Genomic DNA, 19,249 nt, shown 5'->3' with positions numbered 1-19,249 from the left:
TGGGCCGACACCTCCCTCGGTCGCCGGAGCTCCTGCTCCTGCTCCTACTCCTACTCCTACTCCTGCGACAGGTTCCGGTGTGCCAGCGTGCGCGGAGACGGCCTGCTGGTCGGCAGTCTCGTCGTCGGTTGCAGGGGTGCCAGACGACGACGCTTGCTGCTGGCCGCCTGACGTGACCGCTTGCTCAACCAGCGGGTGGCTTGCCGTGTCGGCTTCCTCGACGGACACGCCTTCCGCACGCCCGTTTACCAGTTCCGGATCACGTCCGGCTTCCGTATGCCCGTTGGCCAGTTCCGGATCACGCGTCGGGTCGTTCGACGGCGCCTGTTCGTTGGCGTTCTCACCCTGCGCGGCTCGCGGCGCGCTGGACGGCTGGCCTGCCTGTGGAGCAGGCACGGTTGCCCGTTGCTCACCGCGTACTGTCACGCCGCTCAACTGGTGACCAAGCGACGCTCCCGCCGCACCCCGCGCCAGGCCATCTCCGACAGCAACACCCGCAGCCTGCGCACTCTCTTTACGAATGTCCTGCGCTCGCGCACCCTGCTCGCGCACATCCTGCTCGTGCATGCTTGGGTCGTGCGGGCTTGGGTTGTGGAGGTTCGGCTGGGCCCGTTCGCGTGGGGTTCGGTTGTCCGCGGCCTGTGCGCTTTTGGCCTGTCCAGGGTGGGTTTGTTCGTTTGTGGACCCGTCGTGGGCGGGTGGAGTTGTGGTGGGAAGGTTCAGGTTTCCGATGACGGTGGTTTGCCCGTCGGGGGTTGCCTGTCCTCGGGACGTGTCGAGCATTATCGTCAGGTCGTTGGAGCCCGGTGTGTCTGGGCGGCGTACGGGGATCGTCGGGTCGTTTGGGCCTGCGGTCGACGCATCCGGGTCGGCGTACTGCCGCGCTGACGGCTCTGGAGACGCACTTCCGGTCGCGCGAGCGCTGTGCGTCGCGGGAGCGTTCGGGGCTCCGGGAGAGTTCGAGGTCGCGCTCTGGGTCGTACGGCTGCCGTGGCCCGCGGGTCCGCCGGGGGTCGCATGAGGGCCGCGGGGCGAGGAGCCTGAGATGACCGTCGGGTCGTCGGGGCCGGCTGTCTCTGGGCGGCGCGCAATCACGGTCGGGTCACCGGGGTTGGCAGCCTCAGGACGGCGCGCGACCACCGTTGCGTCGTCCGGCCCGGCGGCCTCGGGGCGGCGTGCGATCACCGTTGGGTCACCGGGGTTGGCAGCCTCAGGACGGCGCGCGACCACCGTTGCGTCGTCCGGCCCGGCGGCCTCGGGGCGGCGTGCGATCACCGTTGGGTCACCGGGGTTGGCAGCCTCAGGACGGCGTGCGATCACCGTTGCGTCGTCCGGCCCGGCGGCCTCGGGGCGGTGTGCGATCACCGTTGGGTCGTTTGAACCTACGTGTGGGCGAATCGTCGGATCGTTCGACCTGACATGCTCACCGGCTGTTGGAGCGTTCGAGCCTGTGTAACCAAGGACCGTCGGATCGTCCGTCCCGCTGTACTCAGCACGCGGCCTGCTGCTCCCAGCAGCCCTCGGGTCCTCCGACCCACTGCGCCCAGCAGTCCTCCGGTCATCCGACTCGGCGTACCCAGGAGCGTTCGGATCGTCCGATCCCACGTGGCCAGCAGACCTCGGGTCCTCCGACCCACTGCGCCCAGCAGTCCTCCGGTCATCCGACTCGGCGTACCCAGGAGCGTTCGGATCGTCCGATCCCACGTGGCCAGGAACCGTCGGGTCGTCCGAGCCGCTGTACCCAGCACTCCTCCGGTTGTCCGGCCCGGCGTACCCAGCAGCCCTCCGGTCGTCCGAGCCGCTGAACCCAGCACTCCTCCGCTCGTCCGGCCCGGGGTGGCCGGCACCTCTCCGGTTGTCCGGCCCGGGGTGGCCGGCGTCTCGCCGGGCTTCTGACGTGCTGTGGCCGGTTGGGGTGAGGGTGGTGGGGTCGTTGGGGGCGGGGGTGAGGGTGGTGGCGTCCGGGTCTTCTTGGGGGCGGTGGATGGGGAGGGGGCGGGCGTGTTCGGTGTAGTGGTCTTCGTCGTGGGGGGTCATGATTCGGCTCCCAGGTGGGAGAGGACTTCTTCGGTGGTGGGCATGGCGGTGGAGCACTCGAGGCGGGAGGCGACGATCGCGCCGGCGGTGTTCGCGAAGCGGATGATCTTTTCGAGGGGCCAGCCGGAGAGGAGGCCGTGGCAGAGTGCGCCGCCGAAGCCGTCGCCGGCGCCGAGGCCGTTGACGACCTCGACCGGGTACGGCGGGACCTCGACGCGCTCGTCGCGGGTCCGGGCGAGGGTGCCGCGGGGGCCCTGCTTGACCACGGCCAGCTCGAGGCCGCGGTCGAGGAGGGCCTGGGCGGCCTTGTCGGGGTCGGTCTCGCCGACGGCGACCTCGCACTCTTCACGGTTGCCAACGGCAACGGTGCAGTACTCCAGAGCGCGCGACACCTGTTCGTGGGCTTCGGTCGGGTCCGCCCAGAACATCGGCCGGTAGTCGAGGTCCAGCACCGTGATCGGACGCCGGCCGCGGGCTTCCCAGGCGGCGAAGTGCGCGGAGCGGGACGGTTCGGCGGACAGGCCGGTGACCGTGGACCAGTAGATGCGTGCGTCGCGGATCGCGTCCAGGTCGAGTTCCGACGGGTTGATGACCAGGTCGGGCGCCTTCGGGAACCGGTAGAAGTACAGCGGGAAGTTGTCCGGCGGGAAGATCTCGCAGAACGTGATCGGCGTCGGCAGCCCGTCCACCGGGGTGACGAAGCGGTCGTCGACCCCGAGTTCGCCGAGCGTGCGGTGGATGAACGTGCCGAACGGGTCGTTCCCTGTCCGGCTGATCACCGCCGTCTTCCGCCCGTGCCGTGCCGCCGCCACCGCCACGTTCGTCGCGCTCCCGCCGAGGAACTTGCCGAACGAGGTGACGTCTTCCAGATGCGTCTCGATCTGCAGCGGGTACAGGTCGACCCCGATGCGCCCGATCGTCAGTACGTCGTCCACCATCAGACCTTCCCATCCCCACGGGTCCCGCAGACAGTCGTGCGGGCAGTCATGCGAGCCCCGCCGCGATCGACCGCAGGTGCGCGATACTCGCTCGTACGTCGACCACGGGGCCCTCGTCCGCCGGGCGGTCTTCGAGGATCGTGTCCTGCTCCAGCACGTACCAGCCGTCGTACCCGGACTTCTCCAGTGTGCCGACGATCGTGGTGATGTCGATGTCGCCGGCGCCCAGCGGCCGGTACATCCCGCCGCGTACGGCGTCGGTGTACGTGACCTCGCCGGACTGCACCCGCTTGGCCCAGGCGGCGTCGACGTCCTTCAGGTGCGTGTGCCGGATCCGGGCGGTGTGGTCGACCGCCAGCGCCACCGGATCGACCCCGCCGATCAGCAGGTGCCCGGTGTCCAGCGTCAGGCCGATCGACGACCCCTGCAGCACCTGGGCGACGTCGGCGGCGTTCTCGACCATCGTCCCGACGTGCGGATGAACGGTCGCGAGCACACCACGGGAGGCTGCCAGCGCGGACAGCTTGTCCAGGTTGGCGAGCAGCGTGTTCCACCCGGCGGTGTCCAGCACCGGGCGGTCGTCGTACCCGTCCTGGCCGGTCGCCGCGGCGAGAACCAGCGTCCCGGCGCCGGCCGCGACGAAGCCCTCGAGTGCGGCGGCCACCTCCGGAGCCGGATCGTGGGACGGGTCGTGCAGGACGACCGGCACGAATCCTCCGACGGCCCGAAGACCGGCGTCCGCCAGCGTCTTCGCCTTGTCGGACGGGTCGTCGGGCAGGAAACCGTCCGGGCCGAACTCGGTCGCGGCCAGCCCGACCGCGCGCATCTCGGCGAGCACCGTCCCGGCGTCGTACTGCCAACCCCAGCCCGGCACCTCGCACACGCCCCACGAGATCGGGGCCCCGGCGATCCGCGCAGCAAGTTCGGTCATGTCGAAGAAACCCTTCACAGCGTGACGATGCGGTTCTCGTGGCGGGACAGTTCACAGGCGTCGGCGATCCGGAAGGCCGCGAGCGCGTCCCGGACCGTACACGGCACCGCGCGGGTGCCGGCGACGACCTCGGTGAAGGCGGTCAGCTCGGCGACGTACGCGGGCTGGAACCGGTCCATGAAGGTCATGTGCGGCGGCCCCTCCGGGAAGCCGACGCCCGGCTCGGCCGAGCGGAGCGCGGTGTGCGAGTCCAGGCCGACCGCGATCGAGCCGAGGCTGCCGTGCAGTTCCATCCGTACGTCGTGCCCGGCGCCGTTGTACCGCGTGCCGCTGACCGCGACGAACGTGCTGTCGTCGAGGGTCAGCAGCGCCGCCGCCGAGTCCACGTCGCCGTACTCGCCGAAGAACGTCTCGCCGCGGTTCGCGCCGGTGGCGTAGACGCTGACGACCTCGCGGCCGGTGACGTACCGGATGATGTCGAAGTCGTGCACGGTGCAGTCGCGGAAGAAGCCGCCGCTCTGCGGGATGTACTCCCGGTGCGGCGGGAAGGCGTCGTTCGTGTTCGCCCGGATGTGGTGCACGAACCCGAGCTCGCCCGACGCCACGGCCGCCCGCGCCGCCTGGTACCCGGCGTCGAACCGGCGCTGGAAACCGATATGCACCGGCACCGAGGACGCCTCGACCAGCTCCACCACCCGCGACGTCTCCGCGAGGTCCAGCGCGACCGGCTTCTCGCAGAACGTCGGTACGCCGGCCGCGAGCCCCGCCTCGATCAGCGACGCGTGCGCGGACGTCGCCGCCGCGATCACGAACCCGTCGACACCGGAGGCGAGCAGCGCCGGTACGTCGGCGGCGGCTTCGACGCCGAGCTCCTTCGCGACCACCTGGGCCCGGCCGGGATCCGCGTCGGCGACGACCACCTGATCCACCGCCGGCAAGCCCTTCAGCGTCGCGGCGTGGAACGCCCCGATCCGCCCGACCCCGACCAACCCGATCCGCATCCGCGCTGCCCCTCTCCAGAACGGCGCGCCACAGTCCCCGCGGCGCGCTGGTTGCTCGTCAGCTTTCCGGCCGCGTGGCCCGGGTGTCAATACTTTGTTAACACATTCTCACGTCGGCACATTTGCAGGTAACATCCGCTCATGACCGCCGTGCTCCCGATCCAGCTCGATCGGAGCAGCCCTGTGCCGCTGTACCACCAGCTGGCCGAGCAGCTGACGGCCGCGATCACCGAGGGGCGGCTGCGGCCGGGCGATCCGTTCGAGAACGAGATCGGCATGTCCGACCGGCTGAGCCTGTCCCGCCCGACGGTACGGCGGGCGATCTCGGAGCTGGTCAACCAGGGGCTGCTGGTCCGGCGCCGCGGAATCGGCACCACGGTTGCGAACCAGATGGTGCACCGCAAGGCCGAGCTGACCAGCCTGTACGACGACCTCGCCCGCGAGGGCCGCACACCGCGGACCGAGGTGCTGGCACTGGACTGCGCGGCGCAGGACGACCGCGCCGCCGCCGTCCTCGAGGTCCCGCTCGGTACGCCGCTGGTCGCGATCGTCCGGCTCCGGTACGCCGACGACCTGCCGCTCGCGATCATGCGCAACTGGTTGCCTCCGGCCCTCAACGACCTGAGCCTGGACGAGTTGACGAGCGACGGCCTGTACGCCGTACTGCGCGCCCGCGGCATCCGCCCCACCGTCGCGCGCCAGCGCATCGGCGCCCGCAACGCGACCGCCGAGGAACGCCGTACCCTGCACATGTCCAAGGCTGAGCCGCTCATCACGATGACCCGCTCCGCCTACGCCGCCGACGGAACCCCGGTCGAATACGGCAGCCACTGCTACCGCGCGGACCAGTATTCCGTCGACGTCGTGGTGTCCGAACGCTAAGCCTGGCTGGCGATCAAGGTTCGGACCAAGCGGAGGCCGACCGAGAGGTGGGCCAGTTCGGGACCTTCGGTTTCGACGATTTCCTCGAGCATCGTGGCGGCGCGGGCGAGGGCGGTGGCGTTCTGGTCCTGCCAGGTGACGACACGTTCCTCGGGGTCGGCCGACGGGTCGGTGTTGGCCAGGACCTGGCGGGTGAGGCGGGCGTGGACCGCGTGCAGGTCGTCGCGGAGTGCGGCGCGGGCCATGGTCTGCCAGCGGTCGGTCCGGGGCAGGCCGATGATGCGCTCCAGGAAACGGCCCAGCTGCAGCCGCTCGCCGAGGGCGAAGTGCACCTTGGCGACCTCGAAGATGTCGATGTCGTCCCGCGACGCCGTCTCGACGATCCCGAGACCGGCGTACGCCGGCGGCAGCACCGCGATCCGGGTCGCGAACTCGTCCGAGACGCCCTTCTGCACCAGGGCCTCGCGCCGCTGCTCGAACAGCGCCAGCTCACGCCCGCGCAGGACGTCGGGCAGCGCCGACGTCAGCTTCGCGATCCCCGGACCGAAGAACTCGATGAGCTCCTCGATGTCGACCGGAGGCCGCCGGTTGCTGACCAGCCAGCGGGTCGCGCGCTCGACCAGCGTCCGGGTCTCCAGCCGCATGTGCGTCTGTGTCCCGGCGTCGACCACGTTGTCCAGCTCGGAGTTCCGCGACAGCAGCTCGGGCTGGGCGAAGATCCGCGAGGCGGCCAGGTTCGCCCGGACCACGTCCTCGACGGTTCCGCCGGTCTCCAGCGAGAGCCGGTGGTACGCCGTGATGCCGGACGTGTTCACGAACTCGTTGACCACCTGCGTCGTGATGATCTCGCGGCGCAGCTGGTGGGCCTGGATCTGGTCGGTGAACCGCTCCTGGATCGCCTTCGGGAAGTAGCTGGCGAGCTTGTGCTTCAGGTACGCGTCATCGGGCAGCGAGGTCTTGAGCAGCTCGGCCTCCAGCACGATCTTGGTGTACGCGATCAGCACCGACAGCTCCGGCGACGTCAGCCCGCGGCCCTCGGCCTTGCGCCGCTTGAACTCCGTCACGCTCGGCAGGAACTCCAGCTCGCGGTCGAGCAGGCCCTGCTTCTCCAGCCGCCGCACCCAGTCCTGGTGGACATGCATGAGCGCGGTCGCCTGCGCACCGGCGTTGGCCAGCGCGATGTTCTGCCGGTAGTTGCTCTTCAGCACCAGCGCGCCGACCTCGTCGGTCATCGACGCGATGATGTCGTTGCGCTGCTTCTCGGTCAGGTCCCCGTCGGCGACCACGGTGTCGAGCAGGATCTTGATGTTCACCTCGTGGTCGGAGGTGTCCACGCCGGCCACGTTGTCGATGAAGTCGGTGTTGATCCGGCCGCCGGCCGCGGCGTACTCGATCCGGCCGAGCTGGGTGCAGCCGAGGTTGCCGCCCTCGCCGACCGCGCGGGCGCGCAGCTGGGACCCGTTGACCCGGATCGCGTCGTTCGCCTTGTCGCCGACGTCGGCGTTCGACTCGGCGGTGGACTTCACGTACGTGCCGATGCCGCCGTTCCAGAACAGGTCGACCGGCGCCTTCAGGATCGCGTTCATCAACTCGGCCGGCGTCGCCGTCGGTGCGCTGCTCTCGATCCCGAGGACCGCACGGACCTCGGCCGAGATCGGGATCGCCTTGTCGGTGCGCGGGAACACGCCGCCGCCGGCGGAGATCAGCGTCGCGTCGTAGTCCGCCCACGACGACCGCGGCAGGTCGAACAGCCGCCGCCGTTCCGCGAACGAGGCCGCCGCGTCCGGCGCCGGGTCGAGGAAGATGTGCCGGTGGTCGAACGCCGCCACCAGCCGGATGTGCTCCGACAGCAGCATCCCGTTGCCGAACACGTCACCGGACATGTCGCCGACGCCGACGACCGTGAAGTCCTCGCTCTGGCAGTCGTGGCCCATCTCGCGGAAGTGCCGCTTGACCGACTCCCACGCGCCGCGGGCGGTGATGCCCATCGCCTTGTGGTCGTAGCCGACCGAGCCGCCGGACGCGAACGCGTCGCCGAGCCAGAACCCGTACTGCTTCGCGACGCCGTTCGCGATGTCCGAGAACGTCGCCGTCCCCTTGTCCGCGGCGACGACCAGGTACGCGTCGTCACCGTCGTACCGGACCACGTCGCGCGGCGGAACGATGTCCCCGGCAACGATGTTGTCGGTGATGTCGAGCAGCCCGGAGATGAAGGTCTTGTACGACGCGATGCCCTCGGCCAGCCAGGCGTCCCGGTCCGCGGCCGGGTCGGGCAGCTGCTTGGCGTAGAACCCGCCCTTCGCGCCGACCGGCACGATCACCGAGTTCTTCACCATCTGCGCCTTCACCAGGCCGAGCACCTCGGTGCGGAAGTCCTCGCGCCGGTCCGACCAGCGCAGACCGCCGCGCGCGACCGCGCCGAACCGCAGGTGCACACCTTCGACGCGCGGCGAGTACACGAAGATCTCGTACGCCGGCCGCGGCTGCGGCAGGTCGGGGATCGCCTTCGGTTCCAGCTTCAGCGACATGTACGACCGCGGCTGCCCGTCGGCGCCCGGCTGGAAGTAGTTGGTCCGCAGGGTCGCCTTCATGACGGTCAGGTACGACCGCAGGATGCGGTCCTCGTCCAGGCTCTGCACCGTGTCCAGCGCGGCCAGGATCTCCTTCTCCAGCTGGTCGGTGCGCATCGCCCGGTCCGGGTCGTCGGCCGGTCCGCGCGCCGGGTCGAAGCTGGTCTCGAACAGCTGCACCAGCAGGCGCGCCACGTCCACGTGGTTCAGGAAGGTGTTCTCGATGTAGTCCTGGCTGAACGGTGTACCGCCCTGGCGGATGTAGCGCTGGTACGCGCGCAGGATCGACACCTGCCGCCAGCTGAGGTTGCCGCGCAGCACCAGCGCGTTCAGCTTGTCGGACTCGGCCCGGCCGTCCCACACCGCCCGGAACGTGTCGGAGAACAGCGTCCGCAGCTCTTCGCGCTCGTCGGTGTCCTCCGGGGCCCGCAGACCGAAGTCGTAGATGTAGGCCATCGTGCCGTCGGCGCGACGGATCTCGTACGGGCGCTCGTCGACGACCTCGACGCCCATCGCGCTCAGGTGCGGCAGCACCTGCGACAGCGACAGCGACGACCCGGTGCGGAACACCTTGAAGCGCCGCTCACCCTCCCACTCCTCGTCGAGCGGGGTGTACAGCGACATGGCCAGCCCGTTCTCGGCCGGCAGCCCTTCCAGGACGTGGACGTCGTTGACCGCGACGCGCGCGTCGAAGTCCTCCTTGTACGCCTCCGGGAACGCGCCGGCGTAGCGGCGGGACAGCTTGGTGACCGCGCCGTCGCCGCCCTGTGCGTGCAGCGCCGCGGTGAAGTCGTCCTCCCATGCCCGGGTCGCCTCGACGACCTGCTGCTCCAGCAGCTCCGCGTCGTACTCGCCGACGGTCTCGCCCTGCTTCATCCGCACCACGAAGTGCACGCGGGCCAGCACCGACTCGGTGACGTAGGCGGCGTACGTGACGGTCTCGGCGCCGATCGCGTCCTGCAGGATCTGCTGCATCCTCAGCCGGACCGCCGTGGTGTAGCGGTCGCGCGGCAGGTACACCAGGCAGGACAGGTAGCGGTTGTAGACGTCACGCCGTACGAACAGCTTGACCGCGCGGCGCTCCTGCAGGTGCAGCACCGACTGCACGATCGGCAGCAGGTCCTCGACCGGCGCCTGCAGCAGCTCGTCGCGCGGGTAGGTCTCCAGCACGTCGAGCAGACCCTTGCCGCTGTGGCTGTTCGGGTCGAAGCCGGTCTGGCGGAACAGCTCCAGCGCCTTGCGCCGCAGCACCGGGACCTGCATGACGCTCTCGGTGTACGCCGTCGACGACAGCAGGCCGATGAAGCGGCACTCGCGGACCGGGTCGCCGTTCGCATCGAACTGCTTGATGCCGACGTAGTCCAGGTAGGCCGACCGGTGCACCGTGGAACGGGAGTTCGCCTTGGTCAGGATCAGCAGCTTCCGCTCCTGGGCCTTGGCGCTGACCTCCGGCGGCAGCTTGCCGGAGCCCGGCTTCGGGTCCGGCCGGAGGATGCCCAGCCCGGTCCCGGGGCTGCCACGCAGGATCCCCTGCCGCCCCTCCATGGTGAAGTCGTACTCGCGATAGCCGAGGAAGGTGAAGTGCTCGTCGGCCAGCCAGTCGAGCAGCTCCCGCGCCTCCTCCACCTCGCTCTCGGAGACCGGCAGTTCGGCGGCCTCCAGCCCGGCGGCGATGCTGACCGCCTTCTCGTGCATCTTCGGCCAGTCCTCGACCGCCTCACGGACGTCGTTGAGGACCCTCTGCAGCGCCTGCTCGAGGGCGCGGTGCTCGGCGACGTCGGCGATCCGCTCGATCTCCAGGTGCATCCAGCTCTCGCGGACCAGGTCGTGCCCGTCCGCGGTCGCGCTGTCGTCGAGGACCTCCTGCAGGGTGCCGGCCACATCGCGGCGCACCACGAAGGTCGGGTGAACCAGCAACTGGAGCTCGAGGTTGCGCTCGGTGATCGCTATCGAGGCACTGTCCACCAGGAACGGCATGTCGTCGCTGACGATCTCGACCACGGTCCGGCCGCTCGCGGACCAGCCGTGCTCCTCCAGCGTCGGCGTGAAGACGTGCACCTTCGCCGTGCCCTGCGGGCGCGACATCGCGGACTTGTAGTGGTGCCGCGCGGCGCCCAGGCAGTCGTTCGGCTGGCGCTCGGCGACGTCCTCGGCGGCGACGTGCCGGTAGTACTGCTCGAGGAACGTCTTCAGCTTGCCCGGGTCCGCCGATTTGTCGTGCCCATGGGTGCCCGCGGCCACCGCCTTGGCGAGCACATCGGCCTTCTGGACGTCCAGCTTGCTCTGCATTCCCCACCGTCTCCACACGTGACGTCGGCGTCGCTCTCGCCGGACCGCACGACGTTGTGCGGTCACTCAGAGATTAGTCCACTCCTGTCACTGGTGTGGTGTCGGGACGGGCCTGTCATCGATTCGCGAGGCGCAGCGCGAGAGCCGGGCAGGCGAGGACTGCGCGGCGCGCGTCCGGGAGCTCACCGGCGGTGATTTCACGGTCGCGCAGGACCGGGAATCCCCACTCGTCGAGGACGATGTCGTCCGGCAGCAGGCCGGCGCACAGGCCGTGCCCGTCGCACCTGGTCCAGTCGATCTCCACCTTGTTCACCGGGTACCCCCGAGGACTCCGAGCACCGGCCGGCCACACCCCTGACCCGACAGATGACTCCGTACGTCGTCGGCGAAAACCTCCAGCGCCGATGTGAGGAACCTCGCAGTGCCGTCCGGGTGCGCACAGGCTCCCCGGCCCGGGACCAGACCCAGATGCCGCTGGGCGTCGTGCCAGCCTTGCGGGTCGCCCACGGTCAGTCTGGCGAAGTCGTCGACCAGCGAGGCCAAACCGAAAACACACGGACCACACTGACCGGCTGACTGACCTCTCAACCATTCAGCGACCCGCGTGACCTCACCGAGCGGGCAGGTGCTGGAGCCGAGCGCCAAGATGATGCCGGCCGACACCTCCGGCCGCTGCAGGATCACGCCTTCGGTCCGCGCGAGCCAGCGCCCGTGGTACCCACCCAGCAGGACCGGTCCGGGCTCTGCTCCCGCGTACTGCAGGACTGTGTCGAGTGGGACGCCGGTCGGTGTCTCGATCACGCCAGGCCGTTGGACCGCTCCGTCGATCGTCAGCAGCTGAGTACCGGGCTCGCTCGTCAGACCCGTGCTGCTGAACCCGCGGGAACCGAGCCGCGTGAGTACGGCGAGCTGCGCGAACGTCTCGACGTTCGACAGGAACGTCGGGCGCCGGTGGTATCCCTTCCGCGTCGGCAGCACCCGGCGACCCGGCGGTACTGCCTTGCCGCCCTCCAGTGCGCTCAGCACCGCACGGGCCTCACCTGCGACGAAGCGCCCCGGGGTCTCGCGCACCTCGATCGCCAGCCGATCGTCGCGCTCCATCAGCGCCTCACGCAGGGACATGGCCGCGGCGCTGTCGTGTACGGCGATCAGCACGTGGGGAGCCCGCAGCGCGTGCGCCAGGCCGACGGCGCCATCCAGAACGAGATGTGGCGACCGTGTGAGGAGCAGCCGATCCTTCCGGCTCACCGGCTCGCTCTCGGAGCCGTTGACCACGACGGCCTCCACACCGCGAGCAGGAAGGTCCTGCACCTTCAGTGCGACCGGAAACGCCGCTCCGCCGCGGCCCCTGAGTCCTACCGCTTCGCAGAGCCGCACATAGTCGTCGCGGGTGAGCTCGGGCTGCGGGCCATGCGTCATAAGGTGACGCTGAAGGTCCAAGCGACCCCGCTCGAGTCCGGCGAGAACCCTTGCCTCACCGATCACCCTCGTGTCTTCAACCGTGATCACTGGGTCCTCCAAGCTCGTGTGGGCGTCGCGTTGAGGCGGTACGCGCCTGCGGTGGCAACAGCGACCAGGCAGCCGAGCGTGATGCCGAGCATCCACGGCGTACTGCGGTCGGTACCTGCCAGCAGGGCGTGGCCGATGGCGAGCAGCCACCCGACCGACGCGGCGATGTGGAGCTTGCGCCAGTGCTTCGCGAACGAGGCGGAGACAGCCAACCGGCCACGGGCCGCTCCGACGAGTGACGCCAGTACCAGGCTGTAAAGAGCAAGCGCACCGACGACCATGGCGAACGGCCGGTAGCCGGCGCCGAACGGCCAGACCAGAACGGTCGGACTGAGGTTCACGTAGCTGTCGGCGATCACCGCGACGACATGGGTCGCCAGCAGGACCAGTCCGGTCACAGCCGCCGACCTGTGGACGTACTGCAGCCAGAAGCGGGGCTCGGCTCGCCGTACGACCGGCATGATCATCCCGAGCACGGCGGACAGCGTGAACATCACCATCGTGACCACGCCGGCCGCGCGGGCCAGGTACCACAGCGTCATCAGGCGGCCCTGCTTGCAGTCGGCCATCCCGACAGCTCGGTGACCTGGCCGTCGTCAGCGATCAACCGTGCCGGGTGCCCGGCCAGCTTGAGCCGTCCGACAGCTGCCTCGCCGGTGGCGATGAGAGCAGTGCTGAAGGTGTTCGCGCGTACGGCGGTCGGTGCCCAAACAGACGCGGTCCGATACAGACCGTCCGCGGGTCGACCGGTGCGCGGGTCGATGACATGGTGGCCGTAGCCGGTCGGGGTCTGCCAACGCCGTACCGTCCTGGTCGACGTGGTCAGCCCGCCGTGGGCGAGCGTGACGAGTACGCCCTGGTCGCCGGCCCGTTCCGCCACGGTCACGACCCACGGCTTCGCCGGTGCGCCCGCCGCACGGAGGTCGCCGCCGATCTCGACGAGGACGGCGCAGCCGTAGCGCTTGCTGATCACGTTCGCCGCCCGGTCCGCGGTCCAGGCCTTGGCGGTGGCACCGAGGTCGAGGGCGCAGTCCTTCGGTACGCCGAGCAGCGCGAGCTTCCGGTTCAGGCGGACCTCCTGCCATCCGGCGACCGGCCGCGGGTCCCCGGCCGGCTGCGGAAACCGCCGTCGTACGGCCTCGATGTCGGCGTCGTACCCGGCTGCGATCACTGCCGGGCCGACGGTCGGGTCGACCGCGCCGCCGCTCATCTGGGCCGCGACCAGGCTGACGTCGACCAGGTCGACGAGCAGCCGCGACACCGGTACGAGTGCGCCGGCGCGGGTGTTGACGACCGACAGCTCGGAGTCCGGGCGGAACCGGCTCGCGGCCTTGTCGACGCGGTCCATCAGCGCCTTGAGCTCACCGCAGGCCGCACCGAGTACGGCGGGGTCGTCGACGGTCAGCCGGACCGTGCAGCTCCACGCGGTCCAGGTACGGGAGGCGGTCATGACCCGTTGCTCCCGCCCTGCGAGGTCGCGCCGGAGCCGGCCGAGCCGAGCCCGCTCGAGCTGCTGCTGTCGTCCGAGCCCGAACTGGAGCTCGAGCTCGAGGAGTCCGAGTTGCTCGACGACGCCGTCGTCCCGGTGCTGCCGCTGCCGGAGTGCTTCGACGACACGAGCGCGACCGAGATGCCGGTCGCGCCGACGCCGAGGACGGCGGTGGCTATCGCAGCCGCGGACGCACGGTGCAGCCAGCGCCGGCGGTTGGGTTGAGATCCGTGTGTGGTGACCATGCAGCAAGCCTCGGTCGAGGCTGTTCAGCCGCACTCCAAGAGAAGATCAAGCCACCGTCAAGTTCTCCTGAAAGGTCTCTGAGAGCACCTCTCAGGAGCGTGCCTCCAGCGGGCAGTCGTCCTCGCAGTGCTTGCCGATCGTGCCGACGACCTCGTCCGACACCTCGCCGAGGGTCGCGAACCGCTCCGGCCCGAACACGTCGACGAAGAACTCCCGGACCCGCGCGGCGTGCGCCGGCGCACACTCCTTGATCGCCGCCAGCCCTTCCTCGGTGATGACGATCTCCGGGTACCGCGAGTCGCAGGCCTCCTTGCGGATCAGGCCGCGCTTCTCCATCCGGGTCAGGTGGTGGGACAGCCGGCTCTTCTCCCACTGGGTCGAACGGCTCAGCTCGAACGCGCGCATCCGGCCGGCCTCCGACTCGGACAGGTTCACCAGGATCTCGAAATCCGATCCGGACAGGCCGAACTCGCGCTGGAGATGCCGCTCCAGATGCGTCTCCAGAGTCCGCTTCATCAGCAGGTAGCTGCGCCACGACTTCTGCTCGGCGTCGTCCAGCCAGGGTCCTTTGCTGCTCACATCCACCATCCTACCCGGCTGAGTTGACACATCAACCCAAGGCGCTACATTAGTCGAGTTGACGCATCAACCTAACTCTCTGAGGAGTGGATATGAGCAAGCTGATCGCGGTCGTCGGAGCCACCGGGGCCCAGGGCGGCGCGCTGGCGCGCGCGATCCTGGCCGATCCGTCCGGCGAGTTCGCCGTCCGCGCACTGACCCGCAACCCGGACTCCGGCGCCGCGAAAGACCTCGCCGCCGCGGGCGCCGAGGTGGTCGCCGCCGACCTCGACGACGAGGCGAGCATCCGGGCCGCGTTCGACGGTGCGTACGGCGCCTTCGTGGTGACGAACTACTGGGCTCCGCTGACCCCCGAGGAGGAGGCGGTCCGGACCCGCGCCGAGATGGAGCTCGCCCAGGCCGAAACAGCCGCGCGGGCCGCCCGCGACGCCGGCGTAGAGCACCTGGTCTGGTCGACGCTCGAGGACACCCGGCTGTTCTTCGCCGGGCGCGACGACGTCCCGAGCCTCGATGACGGGCGCTACAAGGTCCCGCACTTCGACGCGAAGGGCGAGGCCGACGAGCTGTTCACCAAGTACGGCGTACCCACGACGTTCCTGCGGACCACGTTCTACTTCGACGCGTTCACCACGACAATGCCGCCGACCCGGAACGCCGACGGCGTACTGACCATCACCTTCCCGATGGGCGACCAGCGACTGTCCGGCGTCGCCTCCGACGACATCGGCCGCAGCGCCCTCGCCGTCTTCAAGCACCCCGACCTGATCGGCGACACCGTCAGCATCGCCGGCGACCACCTGACCGGCGACGAGTACGCCGCCGCCCTCACCGACGCCATCGGCGAGCAGGTCGTCTACCACGCACCCACCCTGGAGGAGTACCGCACGTACCCGTTCCCGATGGCCGTGGAGATGGGGAACATGTTCCAGTTCTACGCCGAGAACCACGACGAGTTCACCGGCGACCGCAACCTCGACAAGGTCCGCGAACTGAACCCGGAGCTGCAGTCCTTCGCAACGTGGGTCAGCAACCACCGGGACGAGCTCAAGGCCTCGCAAAACTAGGAGAACCGCAGCCGTGGTGATGTCTGCTGCGCGGGTTCAGTCCCAGCGGACGCTGGGAGCTTCGGCGCAGGTGGTGTGCGGGTCCAGGTCCGCAGCCATGTCGAGCGCGATGATGGCGGAGTCCAGCGCCTCGTACGACGGCTGTTCTGTCGTCGCCGGTCCGTAGATGCACACGGCCCGGCGCCCGGCGCGTGTCCGTCCTGCTGACTCCACCGCGCCGTCCTCGTCGTGCAGCAGACTCCATCCGGTCTCTGCGAGACAGGTCAGTGCCCGTTGCCGGTCGGCCGCGTGCAGGGAGAGCGGCCGTGGGCGCTCGAAGTCGGTGAGCCGTTCGGACCAGGCCGCTTCGACCAGAGGATCCGACAACGCCTCGATGTCGGAGCCGGCCGGCGGCAGCACCAGGTAACCGATGCCGGTGACCGGGTCGAGAAAAGCTGTGTGGGCGGCGAATTCGACCACCGTGACGTCGACGTACGGGCGCGTCATGCTGCCTCGACCTCGAACACGCGGTCGAGCCCGGTCCTGCGGAGTACGTCGGACATCCTGCGGCTGGCGTGCCGGATGACCACGCCACCGCCGCGCCGCCGGCAGACGCGATGCGTGTCGAGCAACGCGGCCAGCACGGTCGAGGAGATCTGGTCGAGCTCGGACACGTCGACGACGACCAGGCTGACACCGTCCATGACCAGACCGCGCAGTTGCCAGCGCAAGGCGGTCGGTGCGCTGCCCGGATCCGGCTCGGACAGGGTCACGATCGCCTTCTGGTGAGGCGGGCTGTGGGTGGGGTCGGTCATCGACGGCCCTTCCGCGGCGGTTTCGGGTGATGTCACCACTGTGGCCCGCGGAGTTTGAGAGCGCCGGTGCGCCTTCTTTACGATCGGATGACATGCCCCGCCCCGCTGTCACGGCAACCTGTTCGGTTGCGAGGATGTGACGATGCCTATGCATGTCCTGGTCGTGGAGGACGACGATCGCATCCGGGCCGTCCTGCGCCTGGCGCTCGAGGACGAGGGCTACCAGGTCGCCGAGGCCGCCGACACGCCCTCGGCGCTGGAGGCCGTCAGATCGGCGCTGCCCGACCTGATGATGGTCGATCTGATGCTCGGCGAGGTCGACGGCTACACCTGCATCCGTGAGGTACGGCGGGTCAGCGACATCCCGATCGTCATCGTCAGCGCGCGCTCCGACACCCACGACATCGTCGCCGGACTCGAGGCGGGCGCCGACGACTACGTCACCAAACCCTTTCAGGTGAAGGAGATCACGGCCCGGATCCGCGCGCTCCGCCGCCGGCTGCGCGGCAGCGCCGAGGCGACCGAACCCGACATCGTCCTCGACTCCGACCCCGCCCGCGCCCTGGTGCTGTCCACCTCGCGCGGGGCCGTCATGCTCGACGGCAGAGACGTCCCGCTGACCGTCACCGAGTATCGCCTGCTGGCCGAGCTCGCGCATCCACCCGGCCGGGTGCTCAGCCGCCCGAGCCTGCTCGAGAAGGTGTGGGAGCACGGGTACTACGGCGATGAGCGGATCGTCGACGTGCACATCCGGCGGCTGCGCACCAAGATCGAACGCGATCCCGGACGGCCGCAGGTCGTCGTCACGGTCCGAGGGATGGGCTACCGACTGGACCCGCAATGAGGCGCGGACGTCGTACGTTCGGCCTGCGGCACCGGCTCGTCGCGGCCTTCTCCCTGGTGGCTCTCCTGGTGTCCGCGGTCTTCGCGATCAGCACGTACCTGCTGGCCCGCGGGTACCTGCTGGCCCAACGCGAGCGCGTCGTCCAGCACCAGAGCTTCGCCGACGCGGTGTTCGTGCAGCGACGACTCGAGAGCGCCGGCGCGGACGTGTCGGCCGTGCTGACCGCAGCCGGGACACCCGCCGGGCACACGATCATCCTCAGATGGCACGACCAGTGGTACGCCTCGGCCCTCGACCAGGGCCGGGACGCGGTACCGGCCTCGGTCCAGCAGGAGATTGCCGCCGGGCGCTCGGTCAGCCAGCGGTTCCGGTCGGCCGACGGTCCGGCCCTCGTCATCGGCGTCCCGGTGCGCACGGCCGAGGCCGAGTTCTACGAGATCGCCCCGCTGACCGAACTCGACGGCACGGTGCGTCTGCTCAGCGGCATCCTCCTCGGCGGCGCGCTGCTGGCCACCGCGGCCGGGGCGGCGCTGGGGGTCTGGGCCAGCCGGTCGGTGGTCACGCCGCTCAACCGGGTCGCGATCACGGCCGCCTCGATCGCCGGGGGCGATCTCGACCGCCGCCTGGCGGCCACCGACGATCCCGAGCTCGCCACCATCGTCGGCTCGTTCAACAGCATGGTCGACACCCTCCACCAGCGGATCACGCGGGACGCACGGATGGCAGCCGACGTGAGTCACGAACTCCGGTCCCCGCTGACCACTCTCGTCGGCAGCGTCGACCTGCTGAACGCCCGGCGCGACGAGCTTCCCGAACGCTCCCGGAAGGCCCTCGATCTCGTCACCGCCGATCTGCAGCGCTTCCGGCGGCTGCTCGACGACCTCCTCGAACTCGCACGCTCCGACGCCGGACTCGACCAGCGGCCGAACACCGTCATCGACCTCGGCGGGCTCTTGCGACAGGTACTGGGCGAAGCCGGCGCCGGACCACCGGCGTTCCCCGACGGCGACGACGTCTTCGTGGCAGCGGACAAGTCGCGTCTCGGCCGGCTCTTCCGCAACCTGTTCGACAACGCGAACACCCACGGCAGCGGACTCACCGGCGTCACAGTGACCCGATCCGGCGACGACGTGCTCGTCCTGGTCGACGACAGCGGTCCGGGCATTCGGCCCGAGGACCGGGAAAGCGTCTTCGAGCGGTTCGCCACCGGCGCGGCGAAACGCGGGTCGTCGTCGGGTACGGGTCTGGGGCTCGCGCTGGTGGCCGAGATGGCGGCGGCCCATGACGGAGCCGTGTGGTGCACGGCATCGCCCGGCGGCGGCGCGCGGTTCGTCGTACGGCTCCCGGAAGCGGAGCGAGAGTCGTGAGGAACGCCGCCGTCTGCCTGGCAGCCGCGGTGCTCGTTCTCGCCGGCTGCGGCGTTCCGATGCAGGACGAACCGGCGCCGATCGCCTCCGGCGAGATCCCGTCCCGTCTGCAGCGCACCGCTCGCCCGTCCTCGGCGGCGCCCATACCGAGCACCGGCAGGCCCGCCGTCCAGGTGAGCTTCGTCCGCGACGACAAGCTGGTCACGCTTGTGCGCGAGGTGCCCACGGCGCCCGCGGACGGGCTCACCGCGGTTGTCGACGTCTTGCTTGCGGGACCGACCGACCGGGAACAGGCCGGCGGCATCACCACGGCGCTGCCGCCCGGCCTGATCCTGACGATCGTCGAGGTCCGAGGCAGTCGCGTCGTCCTCGAACTGTCCGGCCAGACCGGCGGCAGGTCCGCGACCGAGAACATCCTCGCCGTCGGGCAGATCGTCCTGTCCCTCACGGCGGTGCAGTCCATCGACCAGGTGACGTTCGCGCGCGACGGTGTACCGGTCGAGGCCCTGCTGGCCGACGGCGCCCTGACGACCGCGCCACTCACCGCCGCCGACTACGACTCCCTACGGAGCCGGTAGCAGTTGACGGTGGCACTGAGAGAACTTTGAGATCACGTGACGTTCCGCGACCTGAGCCGCACCGTGACCGGCTCGCGCGCTAGACAGGTGACGACCGCTCGAAGGGAACCCATGATGACCGAACCACGCCC

At 69.9% G+C, this 19,249-nt stretch carries 17 protein-coding genes; 6 read left to right on the top strand and 11 right to left on the bottom strand.

All coding sequences use genetic code 11. From position 1 onward, the window contains the following. Positions 1-2,033: 2,033 nt before the first annotated feature. From iolC to AB0I12_RS29450, 3 genes are read right to left on the bottom strand one after another with little or no spacing between them, the layout of a single operon-like run. The gene (gene iolC / locus AB0I12_RS29460; protein WP_359935567.1) at positions 2,034-2,975 is read right to left on the bottom strand and encodes a 5-dehydro-2-deoxygluconokinase; all 942 of its coding nucleotides are present in this window, start codon (positions 2,973-2,975) and stop codon (positions 2,034-2,036) included. Between the two features lie 46 nt (positions 2,976-3,021). Continuing rightward, complete coding sequence (locus tag AB0I12_RS29455) at positions 3,022-3,906, bottom strand: sugar phosphate isomerase/epimerase (RefSeq protein ID WP_359935566.1); 885 nt, start codon at positions 3,904-3,906, stop codon at positions 3,022-3,024. Positions 3,907-3,920: 14 nt separating this feature from the next. After that, entirely contained in the window at positions 3,921-4,907 is a 987-nt protein-coding gene (locus AB0I12_RS29450; protein WP_359935565.1) for a Gfo/Idh/MocA family oxidoreductase, read from the bottom strand. 141 nt (positions 4,908-5,048) lie between these two features. Here AB0I12_RS29450 and AB0I12_RS29445 point away from each other — a divergent pair, with 141 nt between their 5' ends. Then, positions 5,049-5,789 carry a GntR family transcriptional regulator gene (locus tag AB0I12_RS29445; protein ID WP_355696905.1) on the top strand — a complete coding sequence of 247 codons (741 nt, stop codon included), beginning with the start codon at positions 5,049-5,051 and terminating at the stop codon, positions 5,787-5,789. On the opposite strand, the gene AB0I12_RS29440 is transcribed toward AB0I12_RS29445, so the two are convergent. From AB0I12_RS29440 to AB0I12_RS29420, 5 genes are all read right to left on the bottom strand, one after another. Continuing rightward, entirely contained in the window at positions 5,786-10,648 is a 4,863-nt protein-coding gene (locus AB0I12_RS29440; RefSeq protein WP_359935563.1) for an NAD-glutamate dehydrogenase, read from the bottom strand. The genes AB0I12_RS29445 and AB0I12_RS29440 overlap by 4 nt on opposite strands. Positions 10,649-10,763: 115 nt before the next feature. After that, entirely contained in the window at positions 10,764-10,961 is a 198-nt protein-coding gene (locus AB0I12_RS29435) for a ferredoxin (protein WP_359935561.1), read from the bottom strand. Next, a complete protein-coding gene (locus AB0I12_RS29430) occupies positions 10,958-12,067 on the bottom strand; it encodes an NADH-ubiquinone oxidoreductase-F iron-sulfur binding region domain-containing protein (protein ID WP_359935559.1) in 1,110 nt (369 codons plus the stop codon). Before AB0I12_RS29430 ends, AB0I12_RS29435 begins: the two co-directional genes overlap by 4 nt. A gap of 86 nt (positions 12,068-12,153) precedes the next feature. Further along, entirely contained in the window at positions 12,154-12,726 is a 573-nt protein-coding gene (locus AB0I12_RS29425; RefSeq protein ID WP_359935557.1) for a hypothetical protein, read from the bottom strand. After that, the gene (locus tag AB0I12_RS29420; RefSeq protein WP_359935555.1) at positions 12,699-13,607 is read right to left on the bottom strand and encodes an FAD:protein FMN transferase; all 909 of its coding nucleotides are present in this window, start codon (positions 13,605-13,607) and stop codon (positions 12,699-12,701) included. Before AB0I12_RS29420 ends, AB0I12_RS29425 begins: the two co-directional genes overlap by 28 nt. Before the next feature lie 6 nt (positions 13,608-13,613). Here AB0I12_RS29420 and AB0I12_RS29415 point away from each other — a divergent pair, with 6 nt between their 5' ends. Further along, positions 13,614-13,871, top strand: a complete 258-nt coding sequence (locus AB0I12_RS29415) for a hypothetical protein (RefSeq protein WP_359935553.1) — start codon at positions 13,614-13,616, stop codon at positions 13,869-13,871. Positions 13,872-13,982: 111 nt separating this feature from the next. Here AB0I12_RS29415 and AB0I12_RS29410 read toward each other — a convergent pair whose 3' ends face one another. Then, positions 13,983-14,480 (bottom strand): MarR family winged helix-turn-helix transcriptional regulator, encoded by a 498-nt coding sequence (locus AB0I12_RS29410; protein WP_359935551.1) that lies wholly within the window; start codon positions 14,478-14,480, stop codon positions 13,983-13,985. A gap of 83 nt (positions 14,481-14,563) precedes the next feature. On the opposite strand from AB0I12_RS29410, the gene AB0I12_RS29405 reads away from it, so the two are divergent. After that, positions 14,564-15,535, top strand: a complete 972-nt coding sequence (locus tag AB0I12_RS29405; RefSeq protein WP_359935549.1) for an NmrA/HSCARG family protein — start codon at positions 14,564-14,566, stop codon at positions 15,533-15,535. A 36-nt stretch (positions 15,536-15,571) separates the two neighbouring features. On the opposite strand, the gene AB0I12_RS29400 is transcribed toward AB0I12_RS29405, so the two are convergent. Both AB0I12_RS29400 and AB0I12_RS29395 read right to left on the bottom strand, forming a co-directional pair. Further along, positions 15,572-16,021: a hypothetical protein gene (locus AB0I12_RS29400; protein ID WP_359935547.1), complete on the bottom strand. Its 450-nt coding sequence runs from the start codon at positions 16,019-16,021 to the stop codon at positions 15,572-15,574. Next, the gene (locus tag AB0I12_RS29395; RefSeq protein WP_359935545.1) at positions 16,018-16,329 is read right to left on the bottom strand and encodes an STAS domain-containing protein; all 312 of its coding nucleotides are present in this window, start codon (positions 16,327-16,329) and stop codon (positions 16,018-16,020) included. The genes AB0I12_RS29400 and AB0I12_RS29395 overlap by 4 nt, the downstream gene beginning before the upstream one ends. Positions 16,330-16,471: 142 nt before the next feature. Between AB0I12_RS29395 and AB0I12_RS29390 the strand changes: the two genes are divergently transcribed. The 3 genes from AB0I12_RS29390 to AB0I12_RS29380 are packed head-to-tail and all read left to right on the top strand — an operon-like array spanning position 16,472 to position 19,118. Beyond that, entirely contained in the window at positions 16,472-17,173 is a 702-nt protein-coding gene (locus AB0I12_RS29390) for a response regulator transcription factor (RefSeq protein WP_359935543.1), read from the top strand. Then, positions 17,170-18,540 carry a HAMP domain-containing sensor histidine kinase gene (locus AB0I12_RS29385; protein WP_359935541.1) on the top strand — a complete coding sequence of 457 codons (1,371 nt, stop codon included), beginning with the start codon at positions 17,170-17,172 and terminating at the stop codon, positions 18,538-18,540. The genes AB0I12_RS29390 and AB0I12_RS29385 overlap by 4 nt, the downstream gene beginning before the upstream one ends. Continuing rightward, on the top strand, positions 18,537-19,118 hold the full coding sequence (locus tag AB0I12_RS29380; RefSeq protein ID WP_359935539.1) for a GerMN domain-containing protein: 582 nt from the start codon (positions 18,537-18,539) through the stop codon (positions 19,116-19,118). Before AB0I12_RS29385 ends, AB0I12_RS29380 begins: the two co-directional genes overlap by 4 nt. The last annotated feature ends 131 nt before the right edge of the window (positions 19,119-19,249 follow it).

Source organism: Kribbella sp. NPDC050459, from assembly GCF_040655315.1.
GTDB lineage: Bacteria > Actinomycetota > Actinomycetes > Propionibacteriales > Kribbellaceae > Kribbella.
The sequence above is the reverse complement of the archived record's forward strand: the minus strand, read 5'-3'. Positions and strand labels throughout refer to the sequence as shown.

Bases quoted from the DNA above. Each gene is read 5' to 3' on its own strand.
- iolC (WP_359935567.1), bottom strand. From the start codon at position 2,975: ATGGTGGACGACGTACTGACGATCGGGCGCATCGGGGTCGACCTGTAC.
- AB0I12_RS29455 (WP_359935566.1), bottom strand. From the start codon at position 3,906: ATGACCGAACTTGCTGCGCGGATCGCCGGGGCCCCGATCTCGTGGGGC.
- AB0I12_RS29450 (WP_359935565.1), bottom strand. From the start codon at position 4,907: ATGCGGATCGGGTTGGTCGGGGTCGGGCGGATCGGGGCGTTCCACGCC.
- AB0I12_RS29445 (WP_355696905.1), top strand. From the start codon at position 5,049: ATGACCGCCGTGCTCCCGATCCAGCTCGATCGGAGCAGCCCTGTGCCG.
- AB0I12_RS29440 (WP_359935563.1), bottom strand. From the start codon at position 10,648: ATGCAGAGCAAGCTGGACGTCCAGAAGGCCGATGTGCTCGCCAAGGCG.
- AB0I12_RS29430 (WP_359935559.1), bottom strand. From the start codon at position 12,067: ATGACGCATGGCCCGCAGCCCGAGCTCACCCGCGACGACTATGTGCGG.
- AB0I12_RS29425 (WP_359935557.1), bottom strand. From the start codon at position 12,726: ATGGCCGACTGCAAGCAGGGCCGCCTGATGACGCTGTGGTACCTGGCC.
- AB0I12_RS29420 (WP_359935555.1), bottom strand. From the start codon at position 13,607: ATGACCGCCTCCCGTACCTGGACCGCGTGGAGCTGCACGGTCCGGCTG.
- AB0I12_RS29410 (WP_359935551.1), bottom strand. From the start codon at position 14,480: ATGGTGGATGTGAGCAGCAAAGGACCCTGGCTGGACGACGCCGAGCAG.
- AB0I12_RS29405 (WP_359935549.1), top strand. From the start codon at position 14,564: ATGAGCAAGCTGATCGCGGTCGTCGGAGCCACCGGGGCCCAGGGCGGC.
- AB0I12_RS29400 (WP_359935547.1), bottom strand. From the start codon at position 16,021: ATGACGCGCCCGTACGTCGACGTCACGGTGGTCGAATTCGCCGCCCAC.
- AB0I12_RS29395 (WP_359935545.1), bottom strand. From the start codon at position 16,329: ATGACCGACCCCACCCACAGCCCGCCTCACCAGAAGGCGATCGTGACC.
- AB0I12_RS29390 (WP_359935543.1), top strand. From the start codon at position 16,472: ATGCCTATGCATGTCCTGGTCGTGGAGGACGACGATCGCATCCGGGCC.
- AB0I12_RS29385 (WP_359935541.1), top strand. From the start codon at position 17,170: ATGAGGCGCGGACGTCGTACGTTCGGCCTGCGGCACCGGCTCGTCGCG.